This is a genomic window from Flavobacteriales bacterium, assembly GCA_020435415.1.
GTDB lineage: Bacteria > Bacteroidota > Bacteroidia > JACJYZ01 > JACJYZ01 > JACJYZ01.
The window spans coordinates 14,985-34,102 of sequence record JAGQZQ010000030.1; the positions used below are offsets into that span (position 1 = coordinate 14,985).

Annotated in this window: 19 protein-coding genes; 11 read left to right on the plus strand and 8 right to left on the minus strand. The window is 47.3% G+C overall.

The window, feature by feature from the left end; translation table 11 throughout:
• Position 1 precedes the first annotated feature (1 nt).
• The gene (locus tag KDD36_06885) at positions 2–1,114 is read right to left on the minus strand and encodes a PorV/PorQ family protein (protein MCB0396359.1); all 1,113 of its coding nucleotides are present in this window, start codon (positions 1,112–1,114) and stop codon (positions 2–4) included.
• Between the two features lie 67 nt (positions 1,115–1,181).
• Here KDD36_06885 and KDD36_06890 point away from each other — a divergent pair, with 67 nt between their 5' ends.
• The 3 genes from KDD36_06890 to purS all read left to right on the plus strand — a co-directional run bounded on the left by KDD36_06890 (position 1,182) and on the right by purS (position 3,663).
• Positions 1,182–2,525, plus strand: coding sequence for a hypothetical protein (locus KDD36_06890; GenBank protein ID MCB0396360.1), 1,344 nt, complete (start codon positions 1,182–1,184; stop codon positions 2,523–2,525).
• A gap of 65 nt (positions 2,526–2,590) precedes the next feature.
• Positions 2,591–3,415, plus strand: coding sequence for a CDP-alcohol phosphatidyltransferase family protein (locus KDD36_06895; protein ID MCB0396361.1), 825 nt, complete (start codon positions 2,591–2,593; stop codon positions 3,413–3,415).
• A complete protein-coding gene (purS, locus tag KDD36_06900) occupies positions 3,412–3,663 on the plus strand; it encodes a phosphoribosylformylglycinamidine synthase subunit PurS (GenBank protein ID MCB0396362.1) in 252 nt (83 codons plus the stop codon). Before KDD36_06895 ends, purS begins: the two co-directional genes overlap by 4 nt.
• Before the next feature lie 51 nt (positions 3,664–3,714).
• Here the strand turns inward: purS and lptB are convergent, their stop codons facing one another.
• From lptB to KDD36_06920, 4 genes are all read right to left on the minus strand, one after another.
• Positions 3,715–4,440, minus strand: coding sequence for an LPS export ABC transporter ATP-binding protein (lptB, locus tag KDD36_06905; protein MCB0396363.1), 726 nt, complete (start codon positions 4,438–4,440; stop codon positions 3,715–3,717).
• 54 nt (positions 4,441–4,494) lie between these two features.
• Entirely contained in the window at positions 4,495–6,969 is a 2,475-nt protein-coding gene (locus tag KDD36_06910) for a carboxypeptidase-like regulatory domain-containing protein (protein MCB0396364.1), read from the minus strand.
• Positions 6,970–7,042: 73 nt separating this feature from the next.
• Positions 7,043–7,864 carry a twin-arginine translocase subunit TatC gene (gene tatC / locus KDD36_06915; GenBank protein MCB0396365.1) on the minus strand — a complete coding sequence of 274 codons (822 nt, stop codon included), beginning with the start codon at positions 7,862–7,864 and terminating at the stop codon, positions 7,043–7,045.
• A gap of 10 nt (positions 7,865–7,874) precedes the next feature.
• On the minus strand, positions 7,875–8,840 hold the full coding sequence (locus tag KDD36_06920; GenBank protein ID MCB0396366.1) for a KpsF/GutQ family sugar-phosphate isomerase: 966 nt from the start codon (positions 8,838–8,840) through the stop codon (positions 7,875–7,877).
• Positions 8,841–8,940: 100 nt separating this feature from the next.
• Here KDD36_06920 and recQ point away from each other — a divergent pair, with 100 nt between their 5' ends.
• Positions 8,941–11,145: a DNA helicase RecQ gene (recQ, locus tag KDD36_06925; GenBank protein ID MCB0396367.1), complete on the plus strand. Its 2,205-nt coding sequence runs from the start codon at positions 8,941–8,943 to the stop codon at positions 11,143–11,145.
• Positions 11,146–11,187: 42 nt separating this feature from the next.
• Here the strand turns inward: recQ and KDD36_06930 are convergent, their stop codons facing one another.
• On the minus strand, positions 11,188–12,378 hold the full coding sequence (locus KDD36_06930; GenBank protein MCB0396368.1) for an amidohydrolase: 1,191 nt from the start codon (positions 12,376–12,378) through the stop codon (positions 11,188–11,190).
• Positions 12,379–12,507: 129 nt separating this feature from the next.
• Between KDD36_06930 and KDD36_06935 the strand changes: the two genes are divergently transcribed.
• Together KDD36_06935 and KDD36_06940 are read left to right on the plus strand one after the other, a co-directional pair.
• Positions 12,508–13,578, plus strand: coding sequence for an isoaspartyl peptidase/L-asparaginase (locus KDD36_06935; GenBank protein MCB0396369.1), 1,071 nt, complete (start codon positions 12,508–12,510; stop codon positions 13,576–13,578).
• Positions 13,579–13,813: 235 nt separating this feature from the next.
• On the plus strand, positions 13,814–14,182 hold the full coding sequence (locus KDD36_06940; protein ID MCB0396370.1) for a DUF2513 domain-containing protein: 369 nt from the start codon (positions 13,814–13,816) through the stop codon (positions 14,180–14,182).
• 212 nt (positions 14,183–14,394) lie between these two features.
• On the opposite strand, the gene KDD36_06945 is transcribed toward KDD36_06940, so the two are convergent.
• Entirely contained in the window at positions 14,395–14,961 is a 567-nt protein-coding gene (locus KDD36_06945; GenBank protein MCB0396371.1) for a transposase, read from the minus strand.
• A 355-nt stretch (positions 14,962–15,316) separates the two neighbouring features.
• Here KDD36_06945 and KDD36_06950 point away from each other — a divergent pair, with 355 nt between their 5' ends.
• The 5 genes from KDD36_06950 to KDD36_06970 all read left to right on the plus strand — a co-directional run bounded on the left by KDD36_06950 (position 15,317) and on the right by KDD36_06970 (position 17,744).
• On the plus strand, positions 15,317–15,946 hold the full coding sequence (locus KDD36_06950) for a LysE family translocator (GenBank protein MCB0396372.1): 630 nt from the start codon (positions 15,317–15,319) through the stop codon (positions 15,944–15,946).
• A 94-nt stretch (positions 15,947–16,040) separates the two neighbouring features.
• On the plus strand, positions 16,041–16,499 hold the full coding sequence (locus KDD36_06955; protein MCB0396373.1) for an SRPBCC domain-containing protein: 459 nt from the start codon (positions 16,041–16,043) through the stop codon (positions 16,497–16,499).
• A 121-nt stretch (positions 16,500–16,620) separates the two neighbouring features.
• A complete protein-coding gene (locus tag KDD36_06960; GenBank protein MCB0396374.1) occupies positions 16,621–17,112 on the plus strand; it encodes a hypothetical protein in 492 nt (163 codons plus the stop codon).
• 109 nt (positions 17,113–17,221) lie between these two features.
• Positions 17,222–17,455: a hypothetical protein gene (locus tag KDD36_06965; protein MCB0396375.1), complete on the plus strand. Its 234-nt coding sequence runs from the start codon at positions 17,222–17,224 to the stop codon at positions 17,453–17,455.
• Entirely contained in the window at positions 17,439–17,744 is a 306-nt protein-coding gene (locus KDD36_06970) for a type II toxin-antitoxin system RelE/ParE family toxin (GenBank protein MCB0396376.1), read from the plus strand. Before KDD36_06965 ends, KDD36_06970 begins: the two co-directional genes overlap by 17 nt.
• Positions 17,745–17,762: 18 nt before the next feature.
• Here KDD36_06970 and KDD36_06975 read toward each other — a convergent pair whose 3' ends face one another.
• A complete protein-coding gene (locus tag KDD36_06975; GenBank protein MCB0396377.1) occupies positions 17,763–19,037 on the minus strand; it encodes a tyrosine--tRNA ligase in 1,275 nt (424 codons plus the stop codon).
• Between the last annotated feature and the right edge of the window lie 81 nt (positions 19,038–19,118).

Consider the following 19,118-nt stretch of genomic DNA (forward strand, 5'->3'; position numbering starts at 1 on the left):
CTCATTTGTCGGTTCTGACGATATCCAGTTTAAGCGAGAAAATGTTGGAATAGATGGCCACGGACTGATCGCCTATATCCGTCATGGCATAATCGATGGACAGGCGTTTGAGTTTTAGCCCGAGGCCGAGGTTGGGTTGAAAGGTCCGTTCCTGTTCTCCGTCCAGATTGGTGACTTTCTGAATATTTCCAACACCGCCGCGTAAAAAGATCATTTTGTTGTAGCCCAATTCCAAACCCATGTGAGGGTCTGCACTGAACGTGTGGGCGGCGATCAAAACGTTACGTTTTCCATCGGAGGTGATGTCCACATTTAATTCGGCGAGCAGAGAGAATTTCTGTTTGAACTCAATCATTCTTGCTGCGCCGAACTGAAATCTGGGCAGGGTGATCTCCAGAGAATTTTCGGGGATCTCGTTACCTGTTGCTGCAAACACCTGTTGCATCTGATCGCTCAGGCTATAACTCCATGCATTGAAGGTGGACGTAAGGTCACGTCCCATGACGCCGAATTGCCACGGCCCCCATTCGTATTGTGCGCCCAGTTCCAATCCGAAGCCCCAGGCTCTTGCAAAGTCACCGACTTTGCGGTGAATGACCTTGGCATTGACACCGTATCGCAATCCGGGAAGGAAGGGTGCCTTTCGGGCATATGAAAGCAGAAAACCATAGTCTACGGCAGAAAATGAGGTGATCCTGTCAAAATCAACATTGCCGTTGGCATCAATAAGTTCTGTGGTGTTGGGGATATCATCCACACCGAAGCGGATCAGGGACATGCCCAATGCGCTGTTGCTGTCGATGGGTGTGGCAAAGGAAGCGTAGTCATACTTGGCGATGCCTGCGAAATACTCAGCGTGCATCAGGGCGAGCTGGATGTTGCTTTCAATGCGTAGGAGTCCGGCGGGATTCCAATATCCTGCGGTTGCATCATTTACGGAAGCCACCATGGCATTGGACATTCCCAAGGATCTGGCACCGACGCCGATGGCCATAAATTCATTGCTGTACTTTGGTGCCTGGGCATGGGAGATGGAGGGGCATAGGAATACGAGAAAAGTAATCGCACCGAGCCGGTAAAGTACTTTGTCTATCTTTAAACGCCCTGGTTTCATACAATCGGTGATTATACTTGGTAACAAGCAATTGGTTACATTCATGTGAGTCTCGTTATTAGCAAAGATGAAAAAATACGGTGTATATAACATTCCCATCCGGCTATTTATTTTGATAGGCTTCGTGATACACGCAGTTGTTTTTGTTTATGCATGCTATGAGGTGAACCTTTATTATGGCTGGCCACTATCCGATGCAACGGATTATTTGCGATTGGCGGAGAATCTGCGGGTACATGGCCTGATGTATTGCGGAGACCTGAATGAACCGTTTCTTCCGGCATTGGTAAGCAGACGGCCACCGTTTTATGGACTGTTCATAACGATGCTTCGTTTCATTTCATCCTCTCCATACCTGATCCTGGCGGCACAAAACCTGCTTGGCTTGCTGAATGTGTGGTTGATGCTTCTCTGCGTACGAAAGATCACAGGTGTAAAACAATTTCCATGGTGGCTACTGGTAATCCTGTGGTTTCCTTCCCAGTATATTTTGGCCAACGTCATCATGTCGGAAGTTTTTTTTCAAACATGGCTGATCTGGGGATTATACCATGGCATATGTTTTTTAAAAACCAGTTCCACGCGTCATCTTGTGATCTGGCAGCTACTTATCGTGGCAGCCATGCTTACCAAACCCATTATGTACCTTTTTGTTATACCTATGATGGTATTGCTTGCGGTGATGATTTGGAAGAAGAAGGTCCGTCCCGTGGTTATGGTTGTGATTCTCATTCCATTATCGGGTATCATTTCATTATCCGCATATAATTTCAAGCAGACGGGGTATTTTCATTTTTCCAGCATTCAAAATTTCAACCTTCTGAATTATAACACCGCTTATACCCTGAGAGAAGCATTGGGTCCGGATCCGGCCGATTCCGTGATGAATGAGTTGCACAATCGCCTTGATACCATACCTGATTTTGCAACGCGTGAGCGAGCCACGCAGCGGATATGTACGGCGAACCTTTATAGGTATAAGTGGACTTACCTCCGCATGGAGGTGCAGGGTATTATTAAGTTTTTTATAGATCCAGGAAGATGGGATCTTTATGACTTTATGGGAATGCGACCACAAAATGATCATGGTATGGCCTGGCATTTTCGTAGAGAAGGTGTTTCAGGTTGGTGGCGATATGTGTCTTCTTTTCCTTTATTAGTATGGATGTACATGATCATTACATATGCCGTGAATTTCTGGATTATTTTCGGGCTGATGCGTTTTACCCGGGCCACCGATATTTCCCCATGGATCCGGGTATGCCTGGTAACCGTTACTTTATACTTCGCATCGATCACCGGGCCGCTGGCGTCGGGAAGGTTCCGTGTTCCGGTTTATCCGGTAATAGCATGTATGGTATTATCTGGGTATGTCAGCAGGATGAAGCCAAAGCAATTGAACGCATTGTAAGACGAAAATCGTAGCTTTAACTTTTTATTCGTGAACCGTTGAGATACATACCTCACTTAATCACTTTGGGCAATCTGTTTTGCGGATGCCTGGCGGTCTTGTCAGCTTTCAAGGGTAATCTCCTCTGGGCTTCATACCTGATCGGGGTTGCTCTGATCCTGGACTTCCTGGATGGTTTTGTCGCCAGGTTGCTCAGGGTAACATCGGAGCTTGGTGTTCAGCTTGATTCACTGGCTGATGTGGTGACCTTCGGACTGGCACCGGGGGTGATCATGTTCAGGATGCTCGAGATCAGCCGTATGCGGTATTTTTCCAGTATCTACATGGATGTATCCGCATTCCGGGACCTTGACATTACCAATATTCTTCTGCTGACCATACCATTCGTTTTTACTTTATGTGCGGCGTGGAGACTTGCCCGTTTCAACATCGACCCGGAGCAAAGAAGTTATTTTAAAGGGCTTCCCTCGCCTGCTGCTGCCATGGCGGTGGCCTCATTGCCGGTCATATTGCTAAAACAGATCGACGTAGGTTATCAGGCGTTGCCGTATGATGAGACGATCATCACCTTTCACAACATGGGGCACCTGAGCGAATTTGACAGCATGCTTGCCATGTTGCTGCTCAATACCAGGGTGCTCATTGTCTTCGGTCTGATCTTTTCATTGTGGATGATCGCTCCCGTGCGTATGTTGTCATTGAAGTTTAAACACATGGAATGGAAGGGCAATGAAGCCAGATGGATGTTGCTGATTTTATCTGCGGGCATGTTGGCTGGACTGGGAATGTTGGCCGTTCCACTGATCATGGTTGTTTATATGGTGTTCTCCATTCTACATTTCAATATCTTTGCACGAAAGAAAGAAGAAGTTAAAACCATTACAACATGAAGTTCATAGCTGAGATTGACGTGATGCCGCTGAAGGCACTATTGGATCCGCAGGGAAAGGCGGTTTCTTCCACCATGAAAAATATCGGCCTGGCCTCGGTGGCCAACGTGCGCATCGGAAAACACATCAGTCTTGAAGTGGAGGCGGCGGATAAAGCGGCGGCAGAGGATATGGTGAATACCGCATGCAAAAAACTGCTCTCCAATCCGATCATGGAAAGTTACGATTTTCAATTGGTTCAGGTTTAAGGTTTAATGTTTAAGGTTGACGGAACCTGTAACTTTAAACCTTAAACTTTACTACCGTCTCAGTTCAAACTTCTCTCCGAGGTAAACCCTTCGCACCTGTTCATCCTGCGACAGCTCTTCTGCACTTCCCGCTTTGAGGATTGATCCTTCGAAAAGCAGGTAAGCCCTGTCTGTGATAGACAATGTTTCATGTACGTTATGGTCGGTAATGAGGATGCCGATATTCTTTTCCCGCAGCTTCGATACGATGTCCTGTATGTCTTCCACCGCGATCGGATCTACGCCTGCAAAAGGTTCATCAAGAAGGATGAAAGAAGGGTCCACGGCCAGGGCACGTGCAATTTCGGTACGCCTGCGTTCTCCACCCGAAAGGAATACCCCCAGGTTTTTCCGGATATGCCCCAGTCCGAATTCCTCGAGCAGTGATTCCATTTTGTGTCTTTGTTCCGCCTTACTCAATTTCGTCATCTGCAGAACGGCCATGAGGTTATCTTCCACACTCAGTTTACGAAATACGGATGCCTCCTGTGGGAGGTAGCCGATACCCAGACGCGCACGTTTGTACATGGGCTCCTTGGTGATCACTTTGTTGTCGAGAAAAATGTTCCCACTGAAAGGTTTGATCAGCCCCACGATCATGTAGAATGTGGTGGTCTTACCTGCGCCGTTCGGACCGAGAAGCCCAACGATCTCGCCCTGGCTGACCTCAATGGAGACACCGTTCACCACATTGCGTTGCTTGTATTTCTTGAAGAGGTCCCGGGTTTGTAAAATCATATTTCTCAAATGAATGATGCCCCGAAAATAGCGAATCCCGGGACGGGATAAAACTCAGAACATAACGGTAATGTTTCCGCGAATCCCCAATTTAGGTGCTCCGGGGTTGTCCAGGTGGGTGAGGCGGCGGTAGAGGTCAATGCGGATAATCTTAAAGATATTCTCAATGCCGATGCTTCCTTCCATGTATGGTGTGCCCAAATCCGACAGGCCTTCAGGGAAGATCACCACATCTTTGTTGGATGATTGCAGGGTGCCGTAAACCGTTTTACCGGAGATCACCTCTCGCCATTTTAATTTCCGGAAGAGGGGAATGCGGTTCAGGAAATATCCTTCGAAGTGGTGTGTGAAGGTCAGGCTGGCATATTGATCGCTGACAAACTCGATGTAGTTCATCATGTTGAAAGCATATTCGTCCGAAGTATATGTTTCGTTGCCCTGGTGCAATTCGAGCAGTGAATATGGCAGCTTCCCCCATATCTTACCGGCATCCAGGATGTATGACGTATATCCGTACGGACCGATGTAAAAGTAATGGCGCATATTCAGATTCACCCGGTGATAACCATAGTCACTGCTCCACAGATCTTTGATGCCCAGGGTATACTGGAACTGGATCACCGGATATTTTGTGCCCAGACTGATGCGGTCCATCTCCCCTGAAACATATTTCTCATTGTGCGCGAACCGGGTGTAGAATTGGATCTCGCTGACGGCAATTTCTTCCTTGATCCTTAACTGGCCATCATCATCAATGTACTTATAACCCAGATTTGCCTGAGGAATGAATCGTTTGTGCATCATGCCGATGCGGTTCCTGAAACCGGGAAACCATTCGATGTCATAATAACCTTTGGCCTCACGTGTCATGATCAGCTGATCAAAGGGAGCCCGTCGAAGTACGGAAGCCAGGATGTTGTCTTCCCTGAATGCATTCTGGCTTTGCCCCAGTTGTTCCATGTCGTATTTGAATGATCCTTCCAGCATCTGACGGGGATGCTTTGTGAACAGGTAACGGAAACCGCCACCATATTTGAACACCTCATCCTTGAAGCCATAGGCCACATATCCGTTCAGTTCAAGTTTCTTGCTGAACTTATTGCTGGTCCTTCCTCCGAACCGAAGCCGGTTTCCCTCCAGGGCGTTGAAACTGTATGTGGTAAAATAAGGTCCTAGTTCGAACAAGCCCCATTTTTCATAGCCGGTCACGAACATGGTTATAATGTCCACATAGGTTCGGAAGGCGGGAAGACTTTGAACCGAATCCACGGTGGCATAAATGGTGGCCTCGGTTTTGGTGAGGGGTTCATGACGAGCTGTTTCCCAATACGCCTCATCTTTGGCATTGGCATCCTCAGCTACAATGATGTTATCTGCAGTATAGAAGGCATTGTCCTTGGGTTTGTTGATCACAAACTGATCATACATGGATGTCTTTCGCCCGAAAAATCCCATGGACTTTTCGGTCAGGTTGAAGTCTACCAGTAGCTCCTCCCGTGTCAACATCCAGACGCTGTCGGTCACCTCCCGGAATTCCTGTTTGATAAACATTTCATCCACATAGTTGAGATTGGCACCTGGGGCGATCTCCATATCTATACTTGTAATGGCATAGGTGGTGTCGGTTACCCAATAGTGGCCCACCATGACCAGTTCTTGTTTGCGTTTTGGTTCGAAGACCACCTTGTAGCACCATTTTCCATCGATGGTGGCACTGTCCATGAGAAAGAGTTTATAATATGACAGGGCATTATCGGCAATGGGACTTACAAAGTTTTTTCCGAAGATCACCATGAAATTATCATAGATGTTGAAGTCCTGATACATATCTCCGGTAAACTGTGAAACACTTTGATTGTCGATGCCGGAAACGCGGCTTGCCTTGATAAATTCCTTTTGGGCGTGGGGTTTGTTCTTGTAATAGAAATCCGAGATGGATTCGCTCATCACCATGGGCAGGTAGGGCTTGCCGTTTTCCGCTGTATCCACATTGTCGAATACGAACCGGAAAGGTTTGAACATCCTACGGTCTTTGAATTTTTCATTAAAATTATTCAGATCGAATTCGATCTTGGTGTACACCTCGTACTGGTAGGCGTCCAGTTTATCTTTATTGTTCAGTTTCTTATGGGAAACGATATTCCGGTGAAGCAAATGGGCCGGGTTCTCAGTAGGGGCATAGATGACCATTTCTTCCAGGTCGATCTGACTGGATTCAAGCCGGATATCCAGCGTTTGTTTTTGATTCTTCTTAACGGGGTGGACCTGTGATTTGTAGCCTACAAAGCTGACTAACAATGAATCGGTTGGAAAATTGGTACTGAGAAAATAGTAGCCATCTTCATTGGTCGTGGTGCCTACCCGGCCATTCTTGTAGCTCACATTCACAAATGGCAGCACTTCTCCGGTGGCCGCGTCATAAACATGTCCGGATACTTCCGTCTGGGCTTGCGAAGACAGGACTCCTGCGAACCACGTGACCAGAAGCAGGGCCAGGGCATATTTCCGATTTGTAAAAAGATACAACATGGGTAAGCTGCAATTTACCAATTTGGTCAGACAGTTGGGTTGTCCGTCCGGTATTAATTGTTTACGTGGTTTGTCAGTCCTGGTTTGCTGCTTCCTTCTTCAGTACCCGCCCTGATATCCAGATACTGATCTGATATAGGATGAGCAATGGGATGGCCATGAGTATCTGACTGGAAATATCCGGAGGTGTAATGATGGCGGCCAGGACCAGGTTGATCACAATGGCATGGCGGCGGTACTTCTTAAGGAATTCGGGAGAGATGAGCCCCATCTTCGTGAGGAAGTAAACCAGAACCGGCATTTCGAAGATGAGACCGGATGCTACGGTGATGAGCACCTCTGTCATGATAAATGAATTGAGTGTGGGTTGGTTGGGCACCTGTGCGCTAACCTGGTAGGTTCCCAAAAACTGTACGGATAAAGGAGAGATCACAAAATAACCAAACAGCAGACCGCTGATAAAAAGAAATGAAGTATAGAATACCAGTCCACGCGCATACCGTCTTTCTTTTTGGTGAAGGGCGGGGCGGATAAAGCGCCAGATCTCCCAGAGGATATACGGGAATGCCATGACCAAGCCGCTGATAATGGACACCATAATGTGCAGGGTGAATTGCCCGGACATATCAATGTTGATGATCTGGAACGGCAGGTCTGTCATGCAAAGAGATTCGTCCAGACCCAACTGTTGCGCCATTTTGCATAATACCACATAGGTAGGGAACGAACCGCTTTTCGGACCGAACAGGATGGTGTCAAAGATCAGGGGGCGGTTCACAAAGGCAATGGCAGCTAAGATGAACACGGCGATGCTGCTTCGTACGAGGTGCCACCTGAGTACTTCCAGGTGATCGAGAAAGCTCATCTCATCGGGATGTTTGTGTTCTGCTGCCATACCGATTGGTTCAGAGAATGCCTTCTCTTAGTAAGTCATGTAGATGAATAACGCCCAGGTATTGGTCGTTTTCAGCAACGACCAATTGTGTGATCTGGAATTTCTCCATGACCTCCAGGGCAGCCACGGCGAGGGCTGACGGAGCGATGGACTTCGGGGTCGTGTTCATGATATCCGCTGCCGTCAGATCATCGATGGGTCTGTTGCTCTCCAGCATTCTCCTCAGGTCACCATCGGTAATGACGCCCACGAGTTTTCCGTGGTTTATCACGGCGGTCATACCCAGGCGTTTGGACGATATTTCAACAATGGCCTGCTTGAGGGGTGTTTCCGGTTGAACCACCGGTTTTTCATTGCCCTTGTATATGTCATCAACTTTCAGATAAAGTTGTTTTCCCAGGGCTCCTCCCGGATGTACGCGTGCAAAATCCTCCTTTGTAAAACCACGGCATTCGAGCAGGGTAACCGCCAGGGCATCCCCCATAATCATCTGTGCGGTTGTGCTTGTGGTAGGGGCAAGGTTGTTGGGGCAGGCTTCCTGATCCACCGAGGTATCCAGCACCAAGTCTGACTCACGGGCCAGGTAGGAATTCATTTGTCCAACCATGGCCACCAACTTATGACCGCGGGACTTTATTAATGGAATGAGTGCTTTGATTTCGGGCGTCTCACCGCTTTTTGACAGGCACAACACGATATCGTCCTTCTGTACAATGCCCAGATCCCCATGGACGGCATCGGCTGCATGCATAAAAATAGCAGGACTGCCGGTCGAGTTCAGGGTGGCAACAATCTTACCCGCAACATGTGCACTTTTGCCAATCCCGGTAATGATGATCCGACCCCTGCTGTTCAGAATCAAACCAATACAGGATGCAAAATCATCTCCGATCCGGGAAGGAATGCTTGATATTGCTTGTAATTCCCGGTTAATCACCTGACGGCCTATGGCTATGATGTCTTCTTTTGATTTCAAAAAAAATAGGATGGAAATGGTAAATATTGTTATCTTTAAATGCGGGGTGAATTATCGGATCAAGTGATTTAGAATGACAAATGTATCTAATTTTAGTAAAATGAACCGGGAGCCCGTGCTAGAGGCCAACGGTCTTACAGAATACCTCAAGAAGTTCTTCGGTTTTGATAAGTTTAAAGGTGATCAGGAAGCGATCATCAAGAATGTCCTTAGCGGACGTGATACGTTTGTGATCATGCCCACCGGTGGCGGCAAGTCGATGTGTTATCAACTGCCCGCCCTGATGTCAGAAGGCACTGCCATTGTTATTTCACCGCTGATCGCCCTGATGAAGAACCAGGTGGATGCTTTGAGAAGTTTTGGTAATGAAGATGGGATTGCTCACTTTCTCAATTCAAGCTTGTCCCGTCAGGATGTGGAGAACGTGAAGAATGATGTGCGTGATGGAAAGACGAAGCTGCTGTATGTGGCACCGGAATCGCTGACAAAGGAAGACAATGTCCGCTTTCTGAAAGAAATCCATATTTCCTTCTTTGCCATTGATGAAGCGCACTGTATTTCGGAATGGGGACATGACTTCAGACCGGAATACCGTCGGCTCCGACCTATCATCGAACAAATTGGGCAAACACCGATCATTGCATTAACGGCCACCGCAACCCCCAAGGTGCAGCAGGATATTCAGAAGAATCTGGGAATGAGCAGTGCTTCGGTTTTCAAATCTTCCTTTAACAGGGAAAACCTTTATTATGAAGTCAGGCCGAAGGTAAATGTGACCAAGGAGATCATCAAGTATATAAAGGCACACGCGGGTAAATCAGGGATTATTTATTGCCTGAGCCGGAAGAAGGTGGAAGAGCTGGCGCAACTGCTACAGGTAAACGGGATCAAAGCACTTCCGTACCATGCCGGTCTGGATTCCATCACGCGTGCCGAGCATCAGGATCGTTTTCTGATGGAGGATGTGGATGTGATCGTAGCAACCATCGCCTTCGGTATGGGCATCGATAAACCGGACGTGCGTTTTGTCATCCACCATGATATTCCCAAAAGTCTGGAAAGCTATTATCAGGAAACAGGTCGTGCCGGAAGGGACGGACGAGAAGGAAACTGTGTTGCTTTTTACAGCTACAATGACATCCTGAAGCTCCAGAAGTTCATGAAGGGCAAGCCGGTGGCAGAGCAGGAGATCGGCAAACAGTTGCTTCTGGAAACGATGGCATACGTGGAATCCTCCATGTGCCGGAGAAAAACCTTGTTACATTATTTCGGTGAAACGTATCCGCACGATCATTGCAATCTGTGCGATAATTGTCAGAATCCCAGGGAACAATTCGAAGGCCAGGAGAGCATGGTGTTGCTTCTTAATACCATTATCCTTCTGAAGGAAAAGTTCAAGGCCCGTCATGTGGTGAATGTACTGACCGGTAAGGCAAGCAATACGGTAAAATCGTACAAACATAACCAGCTGGAAGTGTTCGGTGCCGGTGATGCTGAGGACGAGCGCTACTGGAATGCTGTGATCCGGCAGGCGCTGGTGGCCGGTTTTCTGTTGAAGGATATTGAGAACTACGGCTTGCTCAGGGTTGCTGATAAAGGCAGGGAATACCTGGCCAAGCCATATTCCATGATGCTTTCCAAAGATCAGGAGTATGAAGAAGAAGGCATGGACGAAGTGATCCCCACCAATGGCCATGCTAAGACAGGTGCGGCGGACATGGTTCTCTTCAATTTACTGAAAGATCTCCGGAGGTCCATATCCAAGGAAAAACAACTGCCGCCCTTTGTGATCTTTCAGGATCCTTCGCTCGAAGACATGGCCATCCAGTATCCTGTAACGATGGATGAACTGAACAACATCGTAGGGGTTGGCAGCGGAAAAGCCATGCGCTTCGGAAAACCTTTTCTGGCGTTGATAGAAAGGTATGTGAAAGAGAACAACATCGAACGGCCAACCGATATGGTCATTAAATCGGTGGTGAACAAGTCAGGCCTTAAAGTGCATATTATCCAGAACATAGACCGTAAGCTACCTTTCAATGATATCGCCAGTGCCAAAGGGATTTCTCCGGATATCCTGCTGCATGAGGTTGAGACCATCGTGCTTTCCGGCACCAAACTGGATTTGTCTTACCATATCGATGAAATGGTGGATGAAGACAAGCAGGATATGCTTTTTGAATATTTTCAGGAAGCAGAGACCGACAGCATCGCCGAAGCACTGGAAGAATTCAAAGATGAAGAACTGAGCGAAGAGGAAGTCCGCCTCGTCAGAATCAAATTTATTTCGGAGTTCGGGAATTAACTGGTTTAAAGTTTAAGGTTTAAGGTTGACGAACCTTAGACTTTAAACCATCAACTCATTTACAGTCAACCACGCCATCAGGCCCATGCCAGTTTCCAGGGCCGACTCATCAATATCAAACTTCGGCGTGTGTATCTGGGCGGTGATGCCACGGCTTTCGTTGCCGGTGCCCAATCTGTAGAAACAGGTGTCCGCCACCTGAGAATAGTAGGAAAAATCTTCTGAGGTCATGCGCAACGGCAGGTCGATCACATTGTCTTTTCCAAGGTATGCAATGGCCTGCTCACGGGCACGTCGCGTCAATGCCTCTTCATTGACCAGGAACGGATAACCTTTCTCCACCCTGAAATCACAGGTGCCACCCATGCTTTTGGCAAGGGAGGTTCCCAGCTTTACCATCTGCTCGTGTGCTTTCTCGCGCCAGGCCTCGTCCATTGTGCGGAAGGTTCCTTCCATGTGCACTTCGTTCGGGATCACGTTGGTGGCTCCGTTAGCAATCACCTTTCCGATGGATAAAACACAAGGGATGGCAGGTGGTGCCATGCGGCTTACCAGCTGTTGCAGTGCTACAATCAGATGGGCGGAGATCAATACAGGATCTACATTCTTATCAGGCATTGCACCGTGGCCGCCTTTGCCTTTTACCGTAATAAAAAGTTCATCTGCAGAAGCCATGTAGTGTCCCGGACGAAAGCCCACTTTCCCGGCGGGAAGGTCAGGTTGTACATGCTGTCCGTACATGGCTGAAGGCGCCGGGTTCTTCAGTGCTCCCGCTTCAATCATCAGCGAAGCGCCACCGGGGAGTTTTTCCTCACCCGGTTGAAAAATGAGTTTAACTGTCCCTTCAAACCGGTCTCTGAGTTGCATGAGAATCCTTGCCGTTCCAAGCAAAGAAGAAGTGTGTACATCGTGGCCACAGGCATGCATGACGCCTTTGACGGTAGACTTATACGCCACATCATTCTCTTCCTGGATAGGTAATGCGTCCAGATCTGCCCGCAGGGCGATGATTTTTTTAGATGGGTTCTTCCCTTCGATGATGGCCACAATGCCGGTCTCTACCCAGCCTTTGGTAAAGGGGATGCCAAGCGCTTCCAGCTCCGATGCAACGAATGCCGAGGTCTCCTTCTCCTGGAAGGAAAGCTCCGGGTGTGCATGCATGTGCCGGCGAATCCGGATCACTTCCGGGAGGTTCTCCTTCGCCAGTTTTTGTATGTCTTGTAAGAGGGACATGGCGGCAAAGATAGTTAAAGGTTTACAGTTAAAGGTTCAAGGTTTAAGGTTGACAAACCTGCAACTTTAAACCTTGAACCCGATTCAGTACATTTTTTTCATAAGTTTGATTCACCCAAACCCATTCCCATGAAAAAAACAATCCTCGCCCTGGTATGTATGGCATTGCCGCTTTACATGTGGGCTCAACAAGAACAACAACCCATGAAAAATGTAGTGCTGGTGATCCACGGAGGTGCAGGCACCATCCTGAAAAAGAACATGACCGATTCCATGGAACAGGCCATCCGCAGCAAACTTACGGAAGCACTTCAAACCGGATACAAGGTGATCCAGAATGGAGGTTCCAGTATGGACGCAGTGGAGCAGACCATCCACGTCATGGAAGACAGCCCGTTGTTCAACGCTGGCAAAGGAGCGGTATTTACCAATGCCGGTACCAATGAACTGGACGCATCAGTGATGGATGGAAAATCCGGTATGGCGGGTGCTGTGGCCGGTGTACGCACCATCAAAAGCCCGATCAGCGCGGCCCGCAAGGTCATGGAGAAATCGCCGCATGTGATGATGACAGGATCCGGAGCTGAGACATTCGCCGTTAAAGAAGGACTGGAAATGGTCGATACGGCCTATTTCTTTACCCAAAAAAGATACGAACAGTTGCTTCGCCTGAAAGAGCAGGAGGAAATGAAACTGAACGATGACAAAGGGGAGGTGGCCCCGCTGGATGTGGAGTTTGATGAGCAGTGGTCTGGAAATCCGGAAGGCAACGGCGACCACAAATTCGGAACGGTGGGTGCTGTGGCGCTGGATAAGCAGGGCAACCTTGCTGCCGGAACCTCCACCGGTGGGATGACCAACAAACGTTATGGCAGGGTAGGAGACTCACCCATCATTGGCGCAGGCACCTATGCAAGCAACAAAACGTGTGGTGTATCGTCAACCGGCCACGGAGAATATTTCATCCGAAATGTTGTGGCCTATGATATTGCTGCGGTGATGGAATATAAAAGTCAGACGGTATCGGAGGCTGCCGAGACGGTGATCATTAAAAAGCTCACCGAAACCGGCGGCACCGGCGGCGTGATCGCACTGGATGCCAAAGGCAATGTCGCGATGACCTTCAACACGCCCGGCATGTACCGCGGTTATATCACCGAGGATGGAACGGTGGTGGTGAAGTTGTATGCTGGGGAATAGGCGTGGATTGCAGTTCGCGCTGATTATATAATGTAGCTTCAAGCTACAAGATAGCCAGACGAAGGTGCAACCTTCGCCTAACGATTCAGGGTCATTGGTCTGCCAATTGCAGTAAATAGAAATTAGTTGGTGATTTGCTTTAAGGTTGTTATGTAATTACTTACTGAAGATAAAAAATTGAAAGTGTGGCAGCAGTATTACCAATGAACAGAACCATTAATATACATAAGAACATATGCAAAGAGATATAGATTTAATCCGGCAAATACTGATTGAAGTGGAAAGGAAAAAATCACCAATGGGCTTGTTAGATATTGAGGTAGATAATTTTTCCAAGGAACAGATTTCTTACCATGTGAAATTGCTGGCAGAAGCTGGTTACCTGGATGCGAAGGACTTGATTACAAAAGATGGCTTTGAGTGGAAACCCGTTGGCCTTACATGGCTAGGACATGAGTTCTTAGATGCTGCAAGAGACAATACTGTTTGGAATAAGGCAAAGAAAAGTATTGGGAGTAAACTTGCTTCAACCTCCATTGAAGTGATTAAAGCGTTACTTATAAGTTTATGTAAGCAGGGACTGGGGATTGAAGACCATAGTTAACCGTAGCATATCAACCCCACCGATGCGTTAGGCGAAGGTTGTACCTTCGTCTGTTTATTCTGTAGCATTTGCTACGCAAAACCAACACCATCTTCAGCGTACTTTTTCCACCTCATCTCACCGTTGCATATCAACCTCACCGATGCGTTAGGCGAAGGTTGCACCTTCGTCTGTTTATCCTGTAGCATGTGCTACGCAACCAACATCATCACTCACCTCACCGTTTTCCACCTCAACACCGCCAGTTCGGTTTGAAACACAGCGTCTAATTCTGCATAACACCTGGCACTGCTGTAAAGATAATCTTCAGGTTTTTCCACCAGTCCGGCCCGTACCGGGTTGTTATGGATGTATTCGATTTTCTGTTCAATGAACTTGTTTGAATATATAAGTTCTGCATGGTTCTCATGGGTCCATACCTGGAATGTTTTGTTGCGGTTATGTCCACGGGCGGCGTAGCGGAAGATCATCATCATCCAGTGCCTTCTACTCTCACTATTATCTTGAACGATGTTGAGTATTTGTTTTGCAGTGTGTCGTTTAAAATCCCTGATCGTTCCGCTTATGTCACCTTTTGTGCTTTGGGCAAGCAGGTGAATATGATTGGACATGATAACATAGGCATATATTTCTAACCCTTTCTTATCACAACAGTATCTGAAGCCGTCAATGATAATGTCACGGTAGACTTTACGTGTGAAAATATCCGCCCATTGCACTACCTGGAGGGTCATAAAATAAAGCGCAGATTGATCGAATATCTTATAACCGGTTGTCATGGTGTTGTTCTGCTCAAATCTATAAAGACGGTCCGATAACAATGCGGAGTAAGTACTTATATCCGATTAATATCGATTATCAAAACACGATGGCGTGGGAGAGGGTATTTTAAGATATGATTCAGGTAGCTTCAAGCTACAAGATAGTCAGACGAAGGTACAACCTTCGCCTAACGGCAGAACCTTTGCCTAATGCCAAACAGGATTGAAAGGCTGTGGTTAAATATCTATCATGACACGTCAATGTAGCTTCAAGCTACGGAATAGTCAGACTAAGGTACAACCTTCGCCTAACGGCAGAACGATCTGGGAACCTTTACCTAAATTTGTCTTATCTGCTTAGACTAAAACCAACATGGAACCCCAACTCATCATCTCCTTCATTATCGCATCCGTATTGTTATCTCTCATGCCTGGCCCGGATAATCTGTTTGTTCTGACAGAGAGCCTGACCAAAGGACACAAAAACGGAATTTCCATCTCCATCGGACTTTGTTTGGGTGTGTTGATACACACGCTGGCAGCTGCGACAGGATTATCATTGATCATACAGAAGTCTGCATTTGTGTTCTCCATCATCAAATACCTGGGTGCGGCGTATCTGTTTTATCTGGCCTTCCGCGCTACGAAAGAAGGAAAACCGGAGTTAGACTTTCAGGCGGACCGGACAACGAATGAATTCAGGGTTTTGCCATTGATCAGAAAGGGCTTTTTTATGAATGTACTGAACCCGAAGGTATCCCTGTTCTTTATTGCTTTTTTGCCGCAGTTTGTTAGTCCCAATGGAATGAATGTCACATGGCAGATGGTTGCCCTGGGCTTGATCTTTATGGCGCAGGCGCTGGTCGTGTTCAGCCTGATTGCGATCCTGTCCGGCAGGTTGACAAAGCACATCAATAATCCTAAGCTTTGGAAGATTACCAGGTGGAGCAAGGTGGGTGTATTGTCAATTCTCGGTCTGACATTGGCCTTATCTAAAAAGTAAAGTGATGGGCATGGAATGCAGCAGAACCCGGTTCTTCTTCAACTTTAATTAAATCACTCATAGCCCCGTAATAACCAACATAATAGTTTAGGCAATGGAAAAAATGCATTTTGAACAAACCATCAATGCGCCGGCAGAGAAGGTTTACGATACCATGCTCGGCACGAAGAATATCAATACATATGAACAGTGGACCGCGGAATTCAATCCGACGTCAACCTATGAAGGAGAGTGGCAGAAGGGAGAGAGGATGTTGTTTGTCGGAACCACGGATGATGGGAAGAAGGAAGGCATGGTTTCGGAAATAGTAGAGAACACACCCTTTCGGTTTGTATCGATCCGGCATATCGGAATGCTGAAGGGCGGACAGGAGATTACAGAAGGACCTGAAGTGGAAAAATGGGCAGGCAGTCTTGAAAATTATTCGTTTGAAGAGAACTCCGGCATAACCACTGTGTCGATTGAAATAGATGTGGTGCCTGAGTACAAGGATTACTTCAGCGAGACCTGGCCGAGGGCATTAAATAAGCTTAAGGCATTGGCCGAGGGTTGATTCGGTTTCGACAGGCGCTCGATCTCTACCGGGCTTACCGTTGAATATGAAAACAGATCAGCCACTCACTTCCGGGGATGCGCTCACATTGCTTGCAAGAGGTGAGGGTATTCACACCTGGTTGTCATTGACTGAATTCGTAAGGCAACTCCCGTATGGACGAAACCTCAATCGCTCTGACCTGTCGTTGGTGTTAAGGGAAAAGAAAGGTACGTGCAGTTCAAAACATGCACTCCTGAAACGCCTTGCTGATCTCAACAACGTTCCTGATGTGCAGTTGATCCTGGGAATTTATAAAATGAATGAAGCGAATACACCGGGTATTGGTGAGGAACTTTCACGTCATTCACTGGACTTTATTCCGGAAGCACATTGTTACCTGAAGGTCGACGGTGAACGCATCGACCTTACCACAAAAGGATCTGATTATCGGAACATAGCAAAGGACGTGATGATCGAAACGGAGATACAACCTTCGCAAGTGGCAGCATTCAAGGTCAGCCACCACCAGGATTTTCTGAAACAATGGATAAGGGAAAGCGGTTGCCCGTTAGATTTTGATGAGATCTGGCAGGTCCGGGAGAATTGTATACGGAATCTGGCTGGCAGGTAATTGCACCACTTTCACCAGAAGATATTCCTTATTCTGAACATAGCCAGGTAATCATAATAGCGAACAAATCCGGGCAAAAAACGTTAAATTTGAACAAAACACAATAACCGTGAGCATACAGGCGGAAAAACTGAAACTTATCGAGTGGTTGGTTAATCTGAAAGATAAAACCACCATTGAGAGGCTTAAGTGGCTTAAGGAAGATACGGCTTCCGCGGCGGACTGGTGGGATGAAATTTCCGAAGCGGAAAGACAATCCATTGAGCGGGGTTTAAAAGACAGCAAAGAGGGCAAAGTAATACCACACCAGGAAGTCCGAAAGAAGTATGAAAAGTGGTTGTGAGGTCATCTGGACAGATGAAGCCTACAAAAATCTGAATAATACACTAACTTATATTGAAGGTCACTGGTCGGAAAAAGAACTAAGGAAGTTTGCCCGTCTGCTTGAGAAACAACTGCAACTGATCTCACAAAGACCTTTGATCTTTCCGGAAGCATTTAAACACAAAGACGTTAGAAGAGCGGTGCTTAGCAGGCAGACTACGATCTATTACAAGGTAAAGTCTGATTCCGTGGAGATACTTTCACTATTTGACAACAGGCAGGATCCAAGAAAGCTAAAAATGAAGTAATGGTTTGCATTAAATCCTTTACACCGCTTTCACCAGAAAATAATTCTTCTTTCCTTTTTGTGCGAGGATATATCTGTTGTTCAGCAGGTGGTCCGCATTCACCGTCGTACTGTCGGACACCTTCTCTTTATTAATGGAGATTCCGCCGCTTTGCAACATGCGTCTGGCTTCGCCTTTGGAAGGAAAGATGCCGGTCTTGGTGCTCAGGAATTCCAGGATATCCAGTCCGCCGTCCAGCTCGGATTTTCCGATTTCCACCTGGGGAACACCATCTAATACCGATAGCAGGTCGGACTCGTTCAATGTACGAAGTTGTTCCGTTGTTCCTTTTCCAAAAAGGATGTCGGCAGCCATCATGGCTTTCTCATAGTCTTCTCGGGAATGCACCAGTGTGGTGATCTCCTCGGCGATCCGTTTTTGCAGTAAACGGGCGTGTGGTTCGGCGGCATGTGCTTTCTCCAGTGTGGTGATATCTTCTTCCGACAGCATGGTGAAGATGCGGATGTAGCGCGCTGAATCTTCATCGGAACTATTCAGCCAGAATTGTGTGAACTTGTAGGGGGAGGTACGCTCCGGATCGAGCCATACATTACCCTCCTCGGTTTTTCCGAATTTGGAACCATCGGCCTTGGTGACCAGGGGTGAAGTGAGTGCAAATGCTTCACCGCTGCTTTTTCTGCGGATGAGTTCGGTACCGGTTACGATGTTTCCCCACTGATCGGAACCACCCATCTGCAACTTGCAGTTGTGTTCTTTATAAAGATGAAAAAAGTCGTAGCCCTGCACCAGCTGGTACGTGAACTCGGTGAAAGAAAGTCCGGTTTCAAGACGCTTCTGCACGGAATCTTTCCCCATCATGTAATTGACGGTAATATGCTTACCCACGTCACGGATGAATTCCAGAAAGCCCATCTGTCCGAACCAGTCGTAGTTATTCACCATTACGGCAGCATTGGGTTTATCGTCGAATTCCAGGAATTTCTCCAGTTGTTTCTTTATGCTATCCGCATTGTGGCGGATGATGTCCTCGGAAAGGAGATTACGTTCCTGTGATTTTCCGGAAGGGTCACCTACCATTCCGGTGGCGCCTCCTACCAGTGCAAAAGGTTTATGTCCCGCACGCTGGAAGTGCATCAGCAGCATGATCTGCACCAAACTACCGATGTGGAGTGAGTCAGCGGTTGGGTCAAATCCGATATAGCCCGCTGTCATTTCTTTGGCCAGTTGTTCTTCCGTTCCGGGCATCACGTCGTGTATCATGCCACGCCACCTGAGTTCTTCGATAAAGTTCATGCATTCTGATTTAAGGACGTAAAGATAGGTTATAGTTTATAGTTCATAGTTTATGGTTTATAGTTGCGCTATCTGCCTACT

What these genes read in the sequence shown, in the direction of transcription:
- KDD36_06885 (MCB0396359.1), bottom strand. Translation starts at nt 1,114, where the DNA reads ATGAAACCAGGGCGTTTAAAGATAGACAAAGTACTTTACCGGCTCGGT.
- KDD36_06890 (MCB0396360.1), top strand. Translation starts at nt 1,182, where the DNA reads ATGAAAAAATACGGTGTATATAACATTCCCATCCGGCTATTTATTTTG.
- purS (MCB0396362.1), top strand. Translation starts at nt 3,412, where the DNA reads ATGAAGTTCATAGCTGAGATTGACGTGATGCCGCTGAAGGCACTATTG.
- lptB (MCB0396363.1), bottom strand. Translation starts at nt 4,440, where the DNA reads ATGATTTTACAAACCCGGGACCTCTTCAAGAAATACAAGCAACGCAAT.
- KDD36_06910 (MCB0396364.1), bottom strand. Translation starts at nt 6,969, where the DNA reads ATGTTGTATCTTTTTACAAATCGGAAATATGCCCTGGCCCTGCTTCTG.
- tatC (MCB0396365.1), bottom strand. Translation starts at nt 7,864, where the DNA reads ATGGCAGCAGAACACAAACATCCCGATGAGATGAGCTTTCTCGATCAC.
- recQ (MCB0396367.1), top strand. Translation starts at nt 8,941, where the DNA reads ATGAACCGGGAGCCCGTGCTAGAGGCCAACGGTCTTACAGAATACCTC.
- KDD36_06930 (MCB0396368.1), bottom strand. Translation starts at nt 12,378, where the DNA reads ATGTCCCTCTTACAAGACATACAAAAACTGGCGAAGGAGAACCTCCCG.
- KDD36_06935 (MCB0396369.1), top strand. Translation starts at nt 12,508, where the DNA reads ATGAAAAAAACAATCCTCGCCCTGGTATGTATGGCATTGCCGCTTTAC.
- KDD36_06940 (MCB0396370.1), top strand. Translation starts at nt 13,814, where the DNA reads ATGCAAAGAGATATAGATTTAATCCGGCAAATACTGATTGAAGTGGAA.
- KDD36_06945 (MCB0396371.1), bottom strand. Translation starts at nt 14,961, where the DNA reads ATGACAACCGGTTATAAGATATTCGATCAATCTGCGCTTTATTTTATG.
- KDD36_06950 (MCB0396372.1), top strand. Translation starts at nt 15,317, where the DNA reads ATGGAACCCCAACTCATCATCTCCTTCATTATCGCATCCGTATTGTTA.
- KDD36_06955 (MCB0396373.1), top strand. Translation starts at nt 16,041, where the DNA reads ATGGAAAAAATGCATTTTGAACAAACCATCAATGCGCCGGCAGAGAAG.
- KDD36_06970 (MCB0396376.1), top strand. Translation starts at nt 17,439, where the DNA reads ATGAAAAGTGGTTGTGAGGTCATCTGGACAGATGAAGCCTACAAAAAT.
- KDD36_06975 (MCB0396377.1), bottom strand. Translation starts at nt 19,037, where the DNA reads ATGAACTTTATCGAAGAACTCAGGTGGCGTGGCATGATACACGACGTG.